Origin of the sequence: Streptomyces sp. R302, assembly GCF_012927245.1 — a bacterium.
GTDB lineage: Bacteria > Actinomycetota > Actinomycetes > Streptomycetales > Streptomycetaceae > Streptomyces.
Genome location: NZ_JABBGE010000010.1, coordinates 30,374 through 47,014, shown reverse-complemented (window position 1 = coordinate 47,014; position 16,641 = coordinate 30,374). Strand labels below are relative to the sequence as shown.

Below are 16,641 nucleotides of genomic sequence, written 5' to 3'. Positions count from 1 at the left end.
CGGCGCGCTCCCGACCGGACATACAGGGGCAGAAGGCGCGTGGTCGCACCTCACCGAACGCTCCCGTCCGCAAAACCAGTAGCATGCGGCGCCATGAGCACCCCCACTGGGCCCGCCAACGGCCTGCCTGTACGAATGCCGCGCCCCCGCCCGTCCGGGCGGCACCGTCGCCCAGAAACGGCGGCGGCGCCCGAGGGCGCTCCCGCCTTGGTGCTCGCCGTGCCCGGCGCGCCCTCGGCCGCCATACGTTCGCTGGCCGAGGAGCTGGTGAGCATCGCCCGTTCCGAGCTGCCCGGCCTGGAGGCCGCGATCGGTTTCGTGGACGGCGACGGCGAGGAGTACCCGACGCTCGCCGGCGTGCTGGCCGCCGCCGCGGAGCTCCGCGAGGAGCGGTACCGGATCGCGGTGGCCGCCGGCCGCGAGGTCGAGGCCCCGCAGGGCCCGGCCGCGATCGCCGTCCCGCTGCTCGCCGGCCCGGACAGCGCCGTCATGCGCCAGATCCGCCAGGCCGTCATGGACAGCGGCAACACCGCGGAGCTGACCGAGGTGCTCGGCCCGCACCCGCTGCTCGCCGAGGCGCTGCACGTGCGCCTGTCGGAGGCCGGGCTCGCCCGCGCCGACCGCGCCCGGCTCTTCACCGTCGCCACGGCCGCGGACGGCATCGTCCTGGCCACGGTCGGCGGCGAGGAGGCCGTCCAGGCCGCCGGCATCACGGGCATGCTGCTCGCGGCCCGGCTCGCCGTGCCGGTGATGGCCGCCGCGCTCGACCAGGAGGGCTCGATCGCCTCCGTCGCCGAGCAGCTGCGCGAGGCGGGCGCGGTGCAGCTGGCGCTCGCGCCGTACCTGATCGGCCCGGAGCTGGCCGAGGGCCTGCTCGACGAGGCCTCGAAGGAGGCCGGCTGCCCGGCGGCCGAGGCGCTGGGCGCCTACCCGGCCATCGGCAAGCTGATCCTGTCGCAGTACTCGGCCGTGCTCGGCCTCCCGCAGCAGGGCGCGGCCCCGGCGCACTGACGCCCCGGCGCATACGGAAGGGCCCGCACCGACGGTCGTCGGTGCGGGCCCTTCCGCGTCCCCGGGGTGCGTCCTCGGGGCCGTACAGGTCCTCGGAGCCGTATCAGCCGAAGACGACGCAGGTGACCGCCGGGGCCTCGACGGAGCCGGTCCTGACGGGGGTGCCGGTCTCGGGTTCGACGTCGAACCAGGTGACGTCGCCGGAGCGCTCGTTCGCCGCGTACAGCCGCTGTCCGGACGGGTCGAGGGCCAGGTCGCGGGGCCAGGCGCCGCCGCAGGGGACGGTGGCGGAGCGGATCGCCTCGTCGCCCGCCGGGGAGAGGACGAGGACGGCGATGGTGTCGGTGCCGCGCACGGCGACCCAGAGGAACCGGCCGTCGGGCGCCACGACGACGGCGGAGGGGTACGCGGGTCCGGCGGCGTCCGTGTCGGCGAGCGGGATCTCCGCGAGCGGGGTCAGCTCGCCGTTCCGGGCGTCCCAGCGGCAGACGGTGACGGCGGGCTCCAGCTCGCCGACGACGTACAGATGGCCGCCGGCCGGGTGGAAGGCGAGGTGGCGGGGGCCGTAGCCGGGCCGCAGGGTGGTCTCGCCGTGGAGGCGCAGCGCGCCGGTGGCGGGGTCGAGGGCGCAGACCCGGACGGAGTCGGTGCCGAGGTCCACGGTGAGGACCCAGCGGCCGCTCGGGTCGGGGACGACCTGGTGGGCGTGGGGCCCGGACTGCCGGTCCGCCACCGGGCCGCCGCCCTCGTGGTGGAGGACGGCGGTGGCGGGGCCGGGGACGCCGTCCGCGCCCAGCGGCAGGGCGCTGACGCTGCCGGAGGTGTAGTTGGCGGTGAGGAGGTGGCCGGCGGTGACGGCGAGGTGGGTGGGGCCCGCGCCGTCGACGGGCACGGGGGCGCCGAGCGGGCGCGGCGCGGGCCCGCCGGGGGCGAGGGCGGCGACGGCGCCCGGGGCGGTCTCGGAGACGGCGTAGAGGACGCCGCCGGCGAGGGCGAGGTAGGAGGGGTCCGCGACGGCGTCGGTGCCGCCGGTGACGGTCAGCGCACCGGTGTCCGGGGCGACGTCGGCGGCGAGCACGCCGCGCCCGCCCGCCGAGGTGAAGGACCCGAGGTAGGCGCGTACCGGCCCCGTCCCCCGTCCCTGTGTCTCGTCGGTCCCGCCCACGGCGCCTCCCTGCCCCTGGGCCGGTCGCTGCGACCGGCCGTCTGCGGGCGACGTTAGCAGGCGGTCTAGACCAAGTTCGATCAGTCGGCGGAGTCCGTCAGGAGCGGACCAGGAGGGAGCCCGGCGGAGTGCGCAGCGGCTCGTCGAGGGCGGCGAGCAGCCGCTCCAGGCCGCTGACGTGGCCGAGGGCGGCGGGCGCCGGTTGAGCGGCCGGTTCGGGCTCGGCGGCCGGCGCGGGACGGGCCGCACCGGACGAGGTGAGGCCCTCGACGGCCGTCTCGACCCGCCAGCAGGCGGCGGCGAGCCGGGCGTCGTGGCTGGCGTCGGGGTCGGCGGCGACGGCCGCGAGCCCGCGCACCTCGGCGGCGCACTCGTCGAGCAGGGCGAGGACCCGGCGGGCCCGGGCCTTGCGGCCCCGGAAGGGGCTCAGCGGGTGGACGAGCGGGGCGAGCGAGAGCCGCACCCGGCCGAGCACCAGGTCGAGCTCGGCGACGTGCGGGCTCGGGTCGGCGGCCTCGTCGCCGGCGAGGCGCCGCTCGGAGGCGGCGGTCGCCGCGTGGACCGCGCGCAGGGCGCGCTGGATCCAGGCGTCGTTGATGGCGTGGGTGGTGACCGGGAGGATCAGCAGGACCGCGAGGGCGGCGCAGACGGCGCCGACGACGGTCTCCTCCAGGCGCAGCACGAGGAGCGCCGGGTCGAGGACGCCGAGGAGTCCGTAGAGCAGGCCGGCCATGACGGTGACCGCGAGCATCATCCAGCTGTAGGAGAGCGGCGCGGTGTAGAAGATGCCGAAGACGCAGACGGCCACCAGGAGGGCGGTGGGCAGCGGGGCGCCGTGCAGCGGGAGGGCGACGACCATGCCGACGGCGATGCCGAGGAGGGTGCCGAGGAAGCGGCGGAAGCCGCGGACCAGGGTCTCTCCGCGCGACACCGTGTTCACGAAGATCCACCAGGTGGTGCCGACGGCCCAGTACCAGCGGTCCTCGGAGAGCACCTGCCCGATGCCGAGGGCGACGGCGCAGGCGGCGGTGGCCTGGATCGCCTGCCGGGTGGTGATCCGGGCGAGGCCGCTGCCGGGCAGCGGGGCGGGGGCGGCGGGCGGCGGGGTGCGCCGCTCGATCGGCCAGAGCACGAACCGTACGGCCCCGGCCGCCGCGAGGGCGATGCCCACGGCCGCGTACAGCTCGGGGAGCTGGGCGGGCAGGGCGTGCAGGAACTGGGTGCTGAAGAAGTTCATGAAGGCGAAGATGCCGAGCGCGTGGCCGCGCGGGCCCCAGCGCCGGGCGTAGACGCCGGCGAGGACGACCAGCAGGAAGGAGACGTCCCGCAGAAGGGTGTGGTCGTGCAGCAGCGTGGCGAGCGCGAGCACCGGGAAGCCGGCGAGCGGCAGCAGCAGGGTGGTGACGGCCTGGCCGCGGACGGTGCCGTCGGTGACGGTGAACAGGGCGAGCAGCGCCGCCAGCCCTCCGGTGATCGACGCGGTCAGCGAGAAACCGGCCAGCTCGGCGACGGCCACCGCGAGCGCGATGCCGAGCACCGCGCGCAATCCGGTCCTGAGCCGGAGGAGCCCCGGGTCAGGAGCCACGAACATCCTCTTCACGGCGGTCGGCCGCCCCCTCGTCTTGCCGCTCGCCCGCCGCACGCCCTGCCCCGGGGATGGTGGGGCGCGTACGGACACGACGAAGGCGCCGACGTCCGGAGCGGCCTCGTCGCCGTCCCGGCGCTGCGGCGCCGCAATCTTCTGATGGACACAAGAAAAACACCGATCGGGCCCTTGGCTCAAATCGCTTCCGAAACGCTGTGCCATTGGCCCTGTCACCGGCGCCGGAGGTGGCCCAGGTGTGGGCCGGTGGACCAGCTCAGCCCGGGGCGGCCGGAGCGGTGGGGGTCCGGCGCAGCAGGGCGGCGAGCGCGGTGTGGCCGCGCCGTTCGGCGTGCTCCAGGGCGGTGGCGCCGTACGCGTCGGCCAGCTCGGGGTCGGCCCCGGCGGCGAGCAGCAGCGCGACGACCTTCTGGTGGGCCGGGCCGCCGTCGCCGAGGATGACGGCCTCCAGGAGGGCGGTCCAGCCGAGGTCGTTGACGTGGTCGACGTCGATCGGGGTGTCGCGCAGGACGGCCCGGACGTACGGCACGTGGCCGCGTTCGGCGGCGGGGATGAGGCTGGTGCCGCCGAAACGGTTGGTCAGCCGGACGTCGGGGGCGGGGTCCGCGGCGAGCAGCACCCGCAGCATGGCGACGCTGCCGGTGGCGCCGGTGGCCAGCCAGGGGCTGTCGTGCCGGGCGTCCCGGGCGTTGGCGTCGGCGCCTGCGGCGACGAGCACGCGGGCGGCCTCGACGTGGTCGCCGAGGACGGCGAGCAGCAGCGGGGAGCGCAGCTCCTCGTCGCGGGTCTCGGCCGGGGCTCCGTCCGCGAGCGCGGCGCGGACGCCGGCGGCGTCGCCCCGGCGGGCGGCGGCGAGGAGACGGTGGTGGGGCGTGGCGGTCACGGCGGTCTCCTCGGGCGTCGGGTGTGTACGGGGGGCGGGGGGTGGGTTCGGGGGTGGGTTCTGGGGGTACGGGAGGGGCCGACGGCGTCCGGGCGGGCATGTCCGGACGCCGTCGGGGCTTCGGGGGCCCGGTCTCGTTACTTGGTGAGGGTGTCGGCGCCGGCCTGGGCGTACTTCTGGTCGAGGTCGCCGGAGGGGGCGCCGGCGACGCCGATGCCGGCGATCGGGGCGTTCTTGCTGGTGACGGGGGCGCCGCCGCCGAGGAAGAGGGTGCCGGGGATGTCCTTGAGGTTGGGGGCCTGCTCCAGGCGCTCGACGAGCTCCGTGGTGGGCGCGTTCCAGGAGACCGCGGTGTAGGCCTTCTTCTCGGCGGACTCGTAGGACTGGGGGCCTGCGCCGTCGCCGCGGAGGGTGACGATGGTGTTGCCGTTGCGGTCGACGACGGCGACGGAGACGCGCTGGTTCTCCTTCTCGGCGGCGTCGAGGGCGGCCTGGGCGGCCTTGGTGGCGGCGTCGATCGTCAGGTGCGTGCTGGTGGTGGTGTTCTTGTTCTTCGCGTCGGCCTTGGCGACCACGGCGGCCGGGGCGGCGGCAGGGGTCGCGGCGTTGGCGGAGACCGCGCCGAAGGCGCCGGCGCCCAGGGCGACCAGGGCCGCACCACCGGTCAGGACACGGGCACGCTTCGAGATCTTCTGCATGGACGGACACTCCTGCGACTCGGTGGGAGGCGCACTCTCGCCGTCCCGCTCTGCACTCCATCCTGGGTCCGGCCCGGGACCCGGACGGTCGGCCCGGCGGATGGTCGTGCGGCCCCGCCCGGCGGACCGGGGGGTCAGCCGATCGGACGACCCCGGACGACGTCGGCCCGCGGTACGCGCGCCGGTTAGAGTCGGACCATCGGGAACAGAGAGGCAGGCCGGCGCGCCATGGCGGTGGACGAACTCGACACCCGCATCCTGCGGCTCCTCATCGAGCAGCCGCGCACGAGCGTGCGGGAGTACGCACGCATCCTGGGCATCGCCCGGGGCACCGTACAGGCGCGCATCGACCGGCTGGAGCGGGACGGGGTGATCACCGCGACCGGGCCGGTCCTCTCCCCCGCCGCGCTCGGCCATCCGGTGCTCGCCTTCGTGCACGTGGAGGTCACCCAGGGCCATCTCGACGAGGTCGGCGACGCGCTGGCCGCCGTGCCGGAGATCGTCGAGGCGTTCTCCATCACCGGCGGCGGCGACCTGCTCACGCGCGTGGTGGCCCGGGACGCGGGCCATCTGGAGGACGTCATCCAGCGGCTCATCCGGCTGCCGGGGGTGGTCCGCACCCGCACCGAGATCGCGCTGCGCGAGCGGGTCGCCCACCGGATGCTGCCGCTGGTGGAGTCGATGGGCCGGGGCGGGACGGGACGGAACGACACGGCGGGTCGGTGAGCCGGAGCCGGTTCCGGAGGAGCGGCCGACGACTCGGGTGCGGGGCGGGCCGACAACTCGGGTGCGGGGCGGGCGGCGGCGTGGCAGGGTACGGGCGTTCCCGCACTCGCGCACTCCTCACGCACTCCTCACGCACTCCTCACGCACTCCTCACGCACCGGAGCCTTCCCATGGCGATACCCGAACGCCTCGTGCCCCTGCTCGCCGAATTCGACTTCGCCCGCAAGCGGCTGACGGACCGTCTGTCAGGGCCCGTGGTGGACAGTGGCAACGGCACGGACGTGCCGGTGGGCCCGATGACCGACGCCGAGTACCTGTGGGAACCCGCGCCGGGCTGCTGGTCCGTACGGCGGCGGGCCGACGGCCCCGGCCCGGCCGCCGCGCTGCTGACCGGCGCCGGCGAGTGGGGCCGGGAGACCGCCCCGTATCCGCATCCCGTGCCGCCGCCGTTCACCACCCTCGCCTGGCGGCTCACCCACCTCAGCGAGCTGCTGGCGCTCCGCGCCGACCACACGAACGGGACCCGTTCGCTGACCCGCGACGACTACCGCGCGCCCGGCGACGCGGCCGCGGCGATCGCCGACTTCGACGCGGCGGCCGGGGCGTGGCGGGCGGCGCTGCTCTCCGTCGGCGACAAGGACCTCGACACGGTCGGGCACTGCTCCTACCCGCACGGCGGCGACCCGGAGGAACCGTTCCTGGAGGTCGTGTGGTGGGTCAACCAGGAACTCCTGCACCACGGCGCCGAGATCGCCCTGCTGCGCGACCTGCACCGGGTCCTCGGCCGCGCCGCCGCCTGACGGTCAGCCGGTCGTACGGGCCAGGACGAGGGCGACGTCGTCCTGGGCCGGGTCCACGAGGAGCCGGCCCAGGACCCCGTCGCACACCTCGTCCAGCGTGCCGCCGGCCCGGTCGATGGCCTGCTCCAGAGCACGGCCGAGCTCGCCCATCCCCTCGTCGAGGTCCCGGTCCCTCGCCTCGATCAGCCCGTCCGTGTAGAGCACCAGCAGGCCGCCGGGCGGCAGCGGGAGCTCCTCGGTGCCGAAGTCGAGCGCGCCGGTGCCGAGCGGCGTGCCCGGCGGTCCCTGGAGGAAGGAGACCGTGCCCTCGGACGTGACGACGGCGGGCGGGAGGTGGCCGGCGCGGGCGATCGTCCACGTGCCGGTGGCCGGGGAGTGCACGGCGTACAGGAAGGTCGCCATGGTGTCCTCGCCGAGGTCGGCGACGACGGCGTCGAGGGAGCGCAGCATCTCGGTGGGCGGGATGTCGTGGCGGGCCAGGGTCCGCACGGCGGTGCGCAACTGGCCCATGACGGCGGCCGCGTGGATGCCGTGGCCCATCACGTCGCCGATGACGAGCCCGGTGCGGCCGCCGGGCAGTTCGATCACGTCGAACCAGTCGCCGCCGACGTCGTGGGCGCTCGCCGGGAGGTAGCGGCCGGTGAGTTCGAGGCCGGGGACGGCGGGCAGGGCGCTGTTGGTGAGGCTGCGCTGGAGCGCGAGGGCGGCGGCGCGCTGGGTGGTGTAGAGCCGGGCGTTGTCGATGTTGAGCGCGGCCCGGGCGACGACCTCGTCGATGAGCACCGCGTCCTGGTCGTCGAAGGGTTCCCTGGTCTTCAGGCGGGTGACGGTGACGGCGCCGAGGACCTGGCCGCGGGCGACGAGGGGCACGGTGCGGGCGGAGCCGAAGCGGGTCGACAGGTAGTCGCGCAGCGACTCGGCGGCCTTGCCGGGGAAGAGGACCGGGATGTCCTCGTCGGTGAGGAAGGTGGGCCGGCCGTCGAGGACGAGCCGTTCGTACGCGGATCCGGCGGGCAGCTGGAAGGTCTGGCCCGGCCCCAGGAGCGGGCTCGGCGGCACCGGCTCGGGGAAGACGGCGGCGATGCGGCGCAGCACGCCCCGGGAGGAGGCGGCCGGGTCGTCGGGCTCCAGGACCGCTTCCAGCATCTGCACGTCGGCCGAGTCGCAGAGCTGCGGCACGAGGAAGCGAACCACCTCCTCGGCGGTCTGCCGCAGGTCGAGGGTGGTGCCGATGCGCGCGCCGGCCTCGGAGAGCAGGGCGAAGCGGTGCCGGGCCCGCTCGACCTCCAGGTGCGCCTCCTGGCTCTCGGTGATGTCGACGAGGGAGGCGATGAGACCGAGGGGGCGACCGGTGCGCGCGGGGTCGGCCACACCGTCGGCGCGCCCGGGGGCCGGGTGTCCGGAGGCCGTGCGCCCGGAGGCCGGGGCGGCTTGTCCGGCGGTGCGGTCTCCGCCGGGGAGGGGGCGGGTGCCGCGGTCGATGAGGGGGGCGTAGGAGCAGGACCAGATGTGGTCGCGGCCGGGGTCGGCGGGGGTGCGGCCGACGCGGCGGGCGTCTATCACCGGCGTACGGGAGTCGAGGACCTGCCGCATCAGGGACTCCAGGGAGGCGGCGTTGACTCCGGGGACGACCTCGGTGAGACGGCGGCCGACGTGTTCGGCGGCGCTCACGCCGTTCATCCGGGCCAGGGCGTCGTTCACCCGCAGGAAGCGCAGGTCGGGGCCGAGGAGGGCGAGCCCTATGGGCGACTGGGTGAAGAGGCTCTCCATGGCGGCGAGGTTCTCCCGCATCCGCAGGACCTCGGAGGTCTCCACGGCGATGAGCATGGCGCCGGGGCGGCCCGCGGGGTCGGCGGCGGGCACGATCCACATCTCCATGGGGACCGTGTGGCCGTCGCGGTGGCGGACCGGGAGGGTGCCGACCATGGTCTCGCCGGCCTGGACGCGGCGGGTGAGCCGGTCGGCGAGCTCACGGTTGGCGTCGGGCACCAGGAGCGGGGAGGCGGGCAGGCCGAGGACGTGCTCGGGGCGGTGGCCGAGCAGGTCCTGGGCGGCGAGCGACCACTCGACGATCCGCCCCTCGGCGTCCTCGCGCCACAGGGCGATCGGAAGCAGTTCCCGGAGCACGCCCGCGTCCCCGACGGCCGCTCGCGGCGGCTGCGGAACCCTGCTCGGTGACGACTGATGAGCGTCCACGCATCGACCTACGCATCGGCCTGGCCCCCGGGGGGCAATCCCTACCGAATCACCCTAGCCGAGGTGCCCTCGGGGGGCTTGCGAGGCGCATCCGTTCGGTGGGCGCCCGCCGGGCCCGGGGGTCCGACCGGTTCAGAAGGCGAAGACCGCGCCGGTGCGGGCGCTCAGCTCGCAGCTGTTGCCGTACTGGCGGGCGAAGGAGACGGGCCGGCCGCGCCAGACGCCTTCGGCGCGGACCTCGACCGGGTCGTAGAGGAGGACGCAGGCGGTGTCGGACGCGCGGTCGACGCGCCCCTGGGAGGCGTCGAGGTCGGCGCAGGCGGCGTCGGCGCGGGGGTGGTCGCCGCCGGCCGGGTCGCAGTGGAGGGTGACGGTGCGCACGGCGGGCGCGGGCGCGGCGGTGGATTCGGGGGACGGGGCGGTGGTGGCCGGGGCGGGGCCGGTGACGGTGAGCCGGAGGGTCGTCGTCGGGGCGGGGAGGACCGGTCGCGCGTCGGTCGTCGCCGGGGCGGGGACGGCCGGTCCTCCGTCGGCCGCGGAGGTGCCGACCGCGGAGGCGGCGAGAAGGAGGGCGGCCAGGAGGGCGGCGGGGGTGTGCGTGTTCATGTCCGGTCAACGAGCCTCGGGGACCAGGGGTCACCGCCCGCTCCCCCGAGGGCCGACGGGACGCGTCATGGCGAGGACTCGCCGCGCGGAGGGGTGTCCGGGCGGCGTCGAGTCGCCACGGCGGGTACACGGTGGGGGCGCCGCACAGTCGACGGAGTGGCCGATTCCGGGAGGCCGGAGCGGCAGAGGCCTTGGCGTGCGGGGCTCCTCGATGTTCCCGCGCACGACCGGACGGCCGGATTCCATCGCTGGTCACGCAAACAGGCCATTGGTTGCACAGGGCGTAATCATCGCTGGTCATGTGCGTCTTGCGCCCCTCCGCACGCCCTGGCGAAGCCGATCTTCCGGGGCGCACTCTGGTCCGTGAACACGAACGGGAGGGGTGGCACGTGGACGTCTGTGTGGTGGGGGCGGGTCCGGTGGGGCTGACGTTGGCGATCGGGCTGCGCCGGCTCGGCCTGGAGGTACGGATCGTCGACGCGGCGCCGGAGACGAAACGGGAGGCCCGTGCGCTGGTGCTGTGGGCGCGGGCCCGGGAGGCGCTGCACGCGCTGGGCGTCGGCGCGGCCCTGGACGCGCACGGGGTGGAGCTGGGCGCGGTGACCGTGCACGCCCGGGGCCGGCCGCTGGGCGAGCTCACCACCGGCTGGGCGCACTCCGCCTTCGCCCGCCCGCTCAACATCGAACAGCACGTCATCGAGCGGCTGCTGGCCGGGGAGCTGGCCGGCCTCGGCACGCCGGTCGAATGGAACACCGAACTCACCGACGTCAAGGTGCACGACGACCGGGCCGAGTTCACCCTGCGTCATGGCGACGGGCGGGTCGAGTCGGGCTGCGCGTCGTGGATCGTGGGCTGCGAGGGCACCCGCAGCGTGGTGCGGGACCGGCTGGGGATCCCCTTCGAGGGCCGCCGCCGCACCGGCCTCCAGGTCGTGCAGGGCAACGCGCTGCCGACCTGGCCGCTGGCCGAGGAGCCGGGACGCGGGCACATCTTCCTGGCGCCGCGCCGGGCCCTCCTCGTCTTCCCGCTGCCCGACGGCGGCTACCGGTTCTTCTGCTTCCGCGACGACCCGGATCCCGCCCTCGGGACGCCCCCGACCCTCGACGAGCTGCGCGACCTGGTCGCGCAGACCGCCCGCATGCCCGGCCTCCGCCTCGCCCCCGCCCCCTCCCGCTGGCTCAACCGCGCCCGGTTCAGCGACCGGGTGGCCGCCCGGCTGCGCAGCGGGCGCGGGCTGCTCGCGGGGGACGCGGCGCACGCGTGGGCGCCGGTCGGCGGCCACGGCATGAACGTGGGGGTCCTCGGTGCCCACAACCTCGCCTGGAAGCTCGCCGCCGTGCACCGGGGCGCGGCCGGGGACGCGCTGCTCGACACGTACGACGCGGAGCAGCGGCTCCTCGCGCTGCGGTACATCCGGGAGATGCGGTTCAACTTCATGGAGCTGCCGCTGCCGCCCCTCGGGCACCGGGCGTTCACCGCGACCGTGCCCGCCGCGCTGGCCAGGTCGGGCTTCCAGCGCCGGCTCGACCTGCGGCTGAGCGATCTGGTGCGCCACCACCGCGACAGCCCGCTCTCGGTGCGCGTACCCACCTCCGGTCGGGCCTCGGGCGCACGGGCCGGCGACCGGATGCCGGACGCCTCCGTCGTGCCGGCGGAGCCCGGGCCCGGCGCGGAGACTCCCGGGGAGGCGGTGCGGCTGCACCGGCTGCTCGCGTACGGGACGTGGACGCTGGTGCTGCGCGCGGACCGGGCCGACGCCGTCACCCTCGGGGCGCTGCGCGCGGCGGCCCTCACCGGTCCCGTCCCCGTACGGCTGCTGCCGGTGACGCCCGCGGACGCGCGGGCGGAGGCGGCGCTCGGGGATCCGGCGGAGCTGCGGTTGGTGCGGCCCGACGGCTACGTGGGCCTGGTCGCGCCGCTCGGCGGCGTCGAGCCGCTGCGGGAGTACGTGGCCTCGCTCGCCGCCGGGGCGAGAGCCGACGGCCGGGCCTGAGCGGCGCTCGCCCCGGCCTGCGGCGCCCGCGCCCGCGACGTCCCGTCCCCGCGCCCTGTCGCCCTCCCGTTCTCTCGCCGTCTCGCCTTTTCGCCTTTTCGCCTTCTCGCCTTCTCGTCGTCTCGTCGTCTCGTCCCAGAGCCTGCGCATCGAACCGTCCGGGAGTCGGATCCTGATGTCCACCACGCCCCTCCACCCTGCCGCCGTCACCGTTCCCCTGCCCCGTCCCGGCCCGTCGCCCCGCAGGCGTCCCTGTGCCGGTGGCACGGTGACCGTCGTGGGGGCGGGGATGGCCGGGCTCGTCGCCGCCTACGAGCTGGAGCGGCGGGGGTTCCGCGTCGAGGTCCTCGAAGGGAGCCTGCGGCTCGGCGGGCGGGTGCGCACCCACCGCTTCGGGGCGCAGGAGGGCGCGCCGTTCGTGGAGCTGGGCGCGATGCGGATCCCCACGGCGCACCACCGGACGATGGGGTACGTCGCCCACCTGGGGCTCGCCGACCAGGTGCGGCCGTTCCGGACGCTGCTGTCGGAGGAGAACGCCTTCCTGGCGACCGGTGGCGGGCACGTGCGGCTGCGGGACGCGCCGCGCGCCCTGGTGTCCGAGGTGCGGTCCTCGCTGGGGCCGGCCGGGTTCCGGGAGGAGACGGTGGTCTTCGGCGCCTGGCTGGCCGCGGTCGTCGACGCCGTCGCCCCGCCGGCGCTGCGGGACGGGCTCAGGGCCGATCTGGGCGGGCGGCTGCTCGGTCTGGTGGACGAGATCGATCTGACGCCGCATCTGCGGGGCGGCGGCAAGGACCGGATCGACGTGCACGGCCTCTTCGCGGCCCATCCGGGGATCCGGGCGGGGTGCGGCAGCCGGCTCGACGGCTTCCTCGACGACATCCTGACCGAGACGAGTCCCCGGCTCGTGCAGCTGGCCTGCGGCATGGACCAGCTGGTGCAGCGGCTGGCCGCGCGGATCCGGGGGCCGATCTGGCTGGGTCAGCCCGCGACGGGCTTCGAGGTCGCCGCCGACCACGTGCAGGTGCGGCTCGGGGGCGGGGCGGGGGCCCGGGTCCGGCGGTGCGACTACGTGCTGTGCACGGTGCCGTTCTCGGTGCTCCGGGGGCTGCGTCTGGCGGGGTTCGACGAGGACAAGCTCGCCGCCGTCCGGGAGGTCGTCTACTGCCCGGCGACCAAGGTGGCCGTGCACTGCAGGGAGCCGTTCTGGGAGCGGGAGGGCATCCGGGGCGGCGCCTCGTTCAGCGGCGGCCGGATCCGGCAGACGTACTATCCGACCGCCGAACCGGCCGGTGCCGAGGGTGCCGCGGAGCCCTCGCTCGGGGCGGCGCTGCTCGCCAGCTACACGATCGGCGAGGACGCCGACGTGCTCGGCGGGATGCCGGCGCCGGTCCGGCACCGGGCGGTCGTCGAGGAGTTGGGCCGGATGCATCCGCAGCTGCTGCGGCGCGGGATGGTCCGCGGGGTCGCCAGTCTGGCCTGGGGCGGCCATCCGTGGACGCGCGGCGGCTGCACGATCCGCTGGGGCGCGGACCCGGCGGGCCGGGAGGAGCAGCGGCTGCGCGCGCTGCGGCCGCAGGGCCGGATGTTCTTCGCCGGGGAGCACTGCGCGACGGAACCGGCATGGATCGAGGGGGCGGTGGAGTCGGCTCTGGAGGCGGTGGAGCTGATCGCGCGGGACGAGGGGCGGTGCGGCGGCCCGTCCCGGGACGGGTGGTGGCGGGGCGCGCCCGCGCCGGCCGGTCGGGAGGCGGCGTGAGCGTCTTCGACCTGCCCCGGGTGTACTTCGCCGGTACGGCGCTGACCCGGCTGCCGACCGGGCCGCGGTCCGGGCTCGTGGACCTGGCCTCGAACACGGCGCTGCGCAGCGCGGCCGGAGGCGCTCCGGCGGAGCCGTTCGGGGTGGTGGGCCCGGCGGCCGACTACCACGCGCACCTGGCGGAGCGGGGCGCGCGCGGCGGGCACTTCTCGGGGAACGGGCATCTGGTGTGGGAGGCCCGGGTCACCGGGGTGGAGCGGCGGGCGGGCGAGGTCGACCGGTCGGATCCGCTGGTGGGCCGGTCGGTGGACCTGTGGGGCCATCACAACCCCTATCTGGGCACGACGGTGAACCGGGCGCGGGTCTTCGACGTCGATCCGGTGTCCTCGTGGACGGCGACGCTGATGGGCGGCCGGTTCGCGTTCGGACGTGCGGGCCGGTCGCACGACACCGGCTATGCGTGCCTGGGCGGGGTGAGCGGATTCATGCCGCCGCGCTGGCAGGGCTTCCGGCCGCCGGCGCGCTCGCTGTACCAGTGCGTGGCCGGGGCGGACGACGGACCGGACTGGCAGGCGGGTGCGGTGGACTCCCTGGCCGTCCGGGCACTGCGGGCGGCCGTGGCCGAGCGGGACGGCGGGGCGCTCCTCGTCCAGTTCACCCTGGAGGCGGAGGCGGACCCGGAGGGGTCGTCCGAGGCCGGGGACGCGCCGGGGCGGTGGCGGCTGCGGGGGGTCGTGGCGCCGTGGGGTCCCGGCGAGCCGCGCAGTCATCCGGCGGGCCGGCTGCTCGTCCCGTACGGGGCGGAGGACGGCGGTGCGGACGGGCCCGGGCCGTGCACGGTGCGGGTCGGACCCGAGGGGGTGGTGGTCAACGAGCCGTACGCGCGCGGCGGGACGGACGGTGGTGACGGTCCCGCGCTCGAAGTGCGGACCGCCGGGTCGGGGCTGACGGTCGCGGTGCTGCCCCGGGAATTCCGGGGCGGGGCGGTGGCGACCGTGCCGGCGGTGTCGGAGGAGGCGGTGCGCCGGGCCGGGGAGGAGGGGCTCGTGGTGGTGCGGGACGGCACCGGGGTCGTCCTGCGGGAGCGGGAGGCGGTGGTGCTCGCCGACGAGGCCGCGCTGATCCTGGACCATCCGGACGTGGAGCGCGGCGACGAGCACGCCGTCGAGGTGCCGGTGCGGAGCTTCCTGCGCGGCCGGCCGGGGCCGCTCGACGCGGTGGAGGTGCGGCAGTACCCCAACCCGCGTGCCCTGCCGCTGGATCCGGCGGCGTCCGGTCCGGGTGCCCGCACCGGGGACGTCGAGGTGGTACGGCTCCGGGCCGGGCGGACGGGCGGCCGGAAGGGCTCCGAGGCGGAGCCCGCCGGGGCCGCCTGCCGGGTGGTGACGGACGCGGAGGGGCACGGCTGGTTCACGGTCCACGGGGCGCGGGCGGGCACCGCGCGGCTGCTGTTCTCGACGGGGCCGGAGGACCTGCCGCCGGCCGACGCGGCGGCGCCCGGTTCGGCGGCCGCCTGCTACGACGACGGGGACGCGCTCGGCTTCTGGGCGTGGGCGGGGGGCGCCGCCGTGCGGGTGCTGCCCGACGACTGGCACCTGGACGCGGTCCTGCCGTCCGAGGTCGACTTCGCGCTGCTGCACCGTGAGGTGTTCGCGTACTACGAGCAGTTGTTCCCGTTCATGCGGGACGAGGTGTTCAGCCTCGCCGACCGGTGCAAGGTGGAGACGTACGCGAAGCTCGTGTGGCAGATGTGCGATCCGGCGAACAAGGACCGCACCTACTACATGCCGCCGACCCGGGACCTGACGCTGCCCAAGGCCCGGCTCCTCCTCTCCTATCTGCGCTCCCGGGGCGCGGCGGCGGCGCACCCGCACGCGCCGGCGGCCCCCGCGCCGCGCCGGGCGGCCGAGCCGCGCATCACCACCCGGGGCCAGTTGCGCGCGGCGCTGTGGCAGGCGGTCACGGTGGAGCTGGCGACCTCGCTGCAGTACCTGTACGCGGCGTACACGGTACCGACGCACGGGACGGGGTTCGCGTACGTCCGCAGCGGGGTGTGGACGCCCCGGCAGCTCCGGCTGGCCTGCGGGGACGGCGGGGAGACCCTGGCGAAGGGGATCAGGGACAGCCTCCTCGACGTGGCCCGCGAGGAGATGATCCACTTCCTGGTCGTCAACAACGTGCTGATGGCGATGGGCGAGCCCTTCCACGTGCCGGCGATCGACTTCGGGTCGCCGGGACGCCTTCCGCTGCCGCTGGACTTCGCCCTGGAGCCGCTGCACCTGGGCAGTCTCCAGCGGTTCATCGCGATCGAGCGGCCCGAACGGCTCGCGGGCGGCTCGGTGGGGACGGCGGGGTCCGGGACGGAGGCGGCGGGAGAGCCGTGGGGCGCCGGGCGCGCGGGGACGCCGTTCGGGTCGCCGAGCGAGCTGTACGCGGCGATCAGGGACGGGCTGACCCGGGTGCCCGACCTGTTCCTGGTGGAGCGGGGCCGGGGCGGCGGGGAGCACCACCTGTTCCTGGGGGCGGCCGTCGACTCCGTCCACCCGGACTACCAGCTGGAGGTGGACGACCTGTCGAGCGCGCTCTTCGCCATCGACTTCGTCACCGAGCAGGGCGAGGGCGGGGTCCTGGACGCGCCGGGGGACGGCGGCCCCTCGCACCACGAGACCTTCGTGCGGCTCGCCGAACTCCTCATGGCCGAACGGGCCGACGGGCCCGGCGGGCAGGGGGCGCCGTGGGAGCCAGCCTATCCGGCCCTGCGGAACCCGACGGCCGACCCTGCGCATCCGGGGCGGGCCGCCGTGCTCGACGCGCATGCCCGGCAGGTGCTGCGGCTGTTCAACCGCAGCTACTTCCTGATGCTCCAGCTGATGGTCCAGCACTTCGGCGAGAGTCCGGACGCGAGCCTGCGCCGCTCCCGGCTGATGAACGCCTCGATCGACGTGATGACGGGGATGATGCGGCCGCTGGCCGAACTCCTCGTCACGCTCGACTCGGGGTGGCGTGGGCGGACGGCGGGCCCCTCCTTCGAGCTGGAGGAACCACCCGTGCACATCGCCAGGCCCGATGTGGCCCGGCGCGGTTTCGCGATGCGCTTCCGGCACCTGGCGGCGATGGCCCGGGAGTGCCCGGGCGTCCCCGACCGGGTGCCGGAGCTGATGGCCTGGTACGCGGAGTACTTCGCGGCGGAGGGGAGGAGGTGA

At 76.0% G+C, this 16,641-nt stretch carries 12 protein-coding genes; 6 read left to right on the top strand and 6 right to left on the bottom strand.

What is annotated here, in order from left to right; translation table 11 throughout:
* Nucleotides 1-93 precede the first annotated feature (93 nt).
* The gene (locus tag HHL19_RS28685) at nucleotides 94-1,011 is read left to right on the top strand and encodes a hypothetical protein (protein WP_169093274.1); all 918 of its coding nucleotides are present in this window, start codon (nucleotides 94-96) and stop codon (nucleotides 1,009-1,011) included.
* 103 nt (nucleotides 1,012-1,114) lie between these two features.
* Here the strand turns inward: HHL19_RS28685 and HHL19_RS28680 are convergent, their stop codons facing one another.
* From HHL19_RS28680 to HHL19_RS28665, 4 genes are all read right to left on the bottom strand, one after another.
* The gene (locus tag HHL19_RS28680) at nucleotides 1,115-2,176 is read right to left on the bottom strand and encodes a lactonase family protein (protein ID WP_169093273.1); all 1,062 of its coding nucleotides are present in this window, start codon (nucleotides 2,174-2,176) and stop codon (nucleotides 1,115-1,117) included.
* A 97-nt stretch (nucleotides 2,177-2,273) separates the two neighbouring features.
* Entirely contained in the window at nucleotides 2,274-3,767 is a 1,494-nt protein-coding gene (locus HHL19_RS28675; RefSeq protein WP_169093272.1) for an FUSC family protein, read from the bottom strand.
* 268 nt (nucleotides 3,768-4,035) lie between these two features.
* On the bottom strand, nucleotides 4,036-4,662 hold the full coding sequence (locus HHL19_RS28670; protein ID WP_169093271.1) for an ankyrin repeat domain-containing protein: 627 nt from the start codon (nucleotides 4,660-4,662) through the stop codon (nucleotides 4,036-4,038).
* A 137-nt stretch (nucleotides 4,663-4,799) separates the two neighbouring features.
* Nucleotides 4,800-5,360 (bottom strand): heme-binding protein, encoded by a 561-nt coding sequence (locus HHL19_RS28665; protein ID WP_169093270.1) that lies wholly within the window; start codon nucleotides 5,358-5,360, stop codon nucleotides 4,800-4,802.
* A gap of 228 nt (nucleotides 5,361-5,588) precedes the next feature.
* On the opposite strand from HHL19_RS28665, the gene HHL19_RS28660 reads away from it, so the two are divergent.
* Together HHL19_RS28660 and HHL19_RS28655 are read left to right on the top strand one after the other, a co-directional pair.
* On the top strand, nucleotides 5,589-6,086 hold the full coding sequence (locus HHL19_RS28660; protein WP_169093269.1) for an Lrp/AsnC family transcriptional regulator: 498 nt from the start codon (nucleotides 5,589-5,591) through the stop codon (nucleotides 6,084-6,086).
* A gap of 170 nt (nucleotides 6,087-6,256) precedes the next feature.
* Nucleotides 6,257-6,886 carry a DinB family protein gene (locus tag HHL19_RS28655; RefSeq protein WP_169093268.1) on the top strand — a complete coding sequence of 210 codons (630 nt, stop codon included), beginning with the start codon at nucleotides 6,257-6,259 and terminating at the stop codon, nucleotides 6,884-6,886.
* A 3-nt stretch (nucleotides 6,887-6,889) separates the two neighbouring features.
* On the opposite strand, the gene HHL19_RS28650 is transcribed toward HHL19_RS28655, so the two are convergent.
* Nucleotides 6,890-9,013: a SpoIIE family protein phosphatase gene (locus tag HHL19_RS28650; protein WP_346768544.1), complete on the bottom strand. Its 2,124-nt coding sequence runs from the start codon at nucleotides 9,011-9,013 to the stop codon at nucleotides 6,890-6,892.
* 201 nt (nucleotides 9,014-9,214) lie between these two features.
* Entirely contained in the window at nucleotides 9,215-9,688 is a 474-nt protein-coding gene (locus HHL19_RS38280) for an SSI family serine proteinase inhibitor (RefSeq protein ID WP_169093266.1), read from the bottom strand.
* 299 nt (nucleotides 9,689-9,987) lie between these two features.
* Between HHL19_RS38280 and HHL19_RS28640 the strand changes: the two genes are divergently transcribed.
* The 3 genes from HHL19_RS28640 to HHL19_RS38275 all read left to right on the top strand — a co-directional run bounded on the left by HHL19_RS28640 (nucleotide 9,988) and on the right by HHL19_RS38275 (nucleotide 16,641).
* Nucleotides 9,988-11,682 carry an FAD-dependent monooxygenase gene (locus tag HHL19_RS28640; protein ID WP_277349239.1) on the top strand — a complete coding sequence of 565 codons (1,695 nt, stop codon included), beginning with the start codon at nucleotides 9,988-9,990 and terminating at the stop codon, nucleotides 11,680-11,682.
* A gap of 268 nt (nucleotides 11,683-11,950) precedes the next feature.
* The gene (locus HHL19_RS28635; RefSeq protein ID WP_346768545.1) at nucleotides 11,951-13,438 is read left to right on the top strand and encodes an NAD(P)/FAD-dependent oxidoreductase; all 1,488 of its coding nucleotides are present in this window, start codon (nucleotides 11,951-11,953) and stop codon (nucleotides 13,436-13,438) included.
* The gene (locus tag HHL19_RS38275; protein WP_169093263.1) at nucleotides 13,435-16,641 is read left to right on the top strand and encodes a ferritin-like domain-containing protein; all 3,207 of its coding nucleotides are present in this window, start codon (nucleotides 13,435-13,437) and stop codon (nucleotides 16,639-16,641) included. The genes HHL19_RS28635 and HHL19_RS38275 overlap by 4 nt, the downstream gene beginning before the upstream one ends.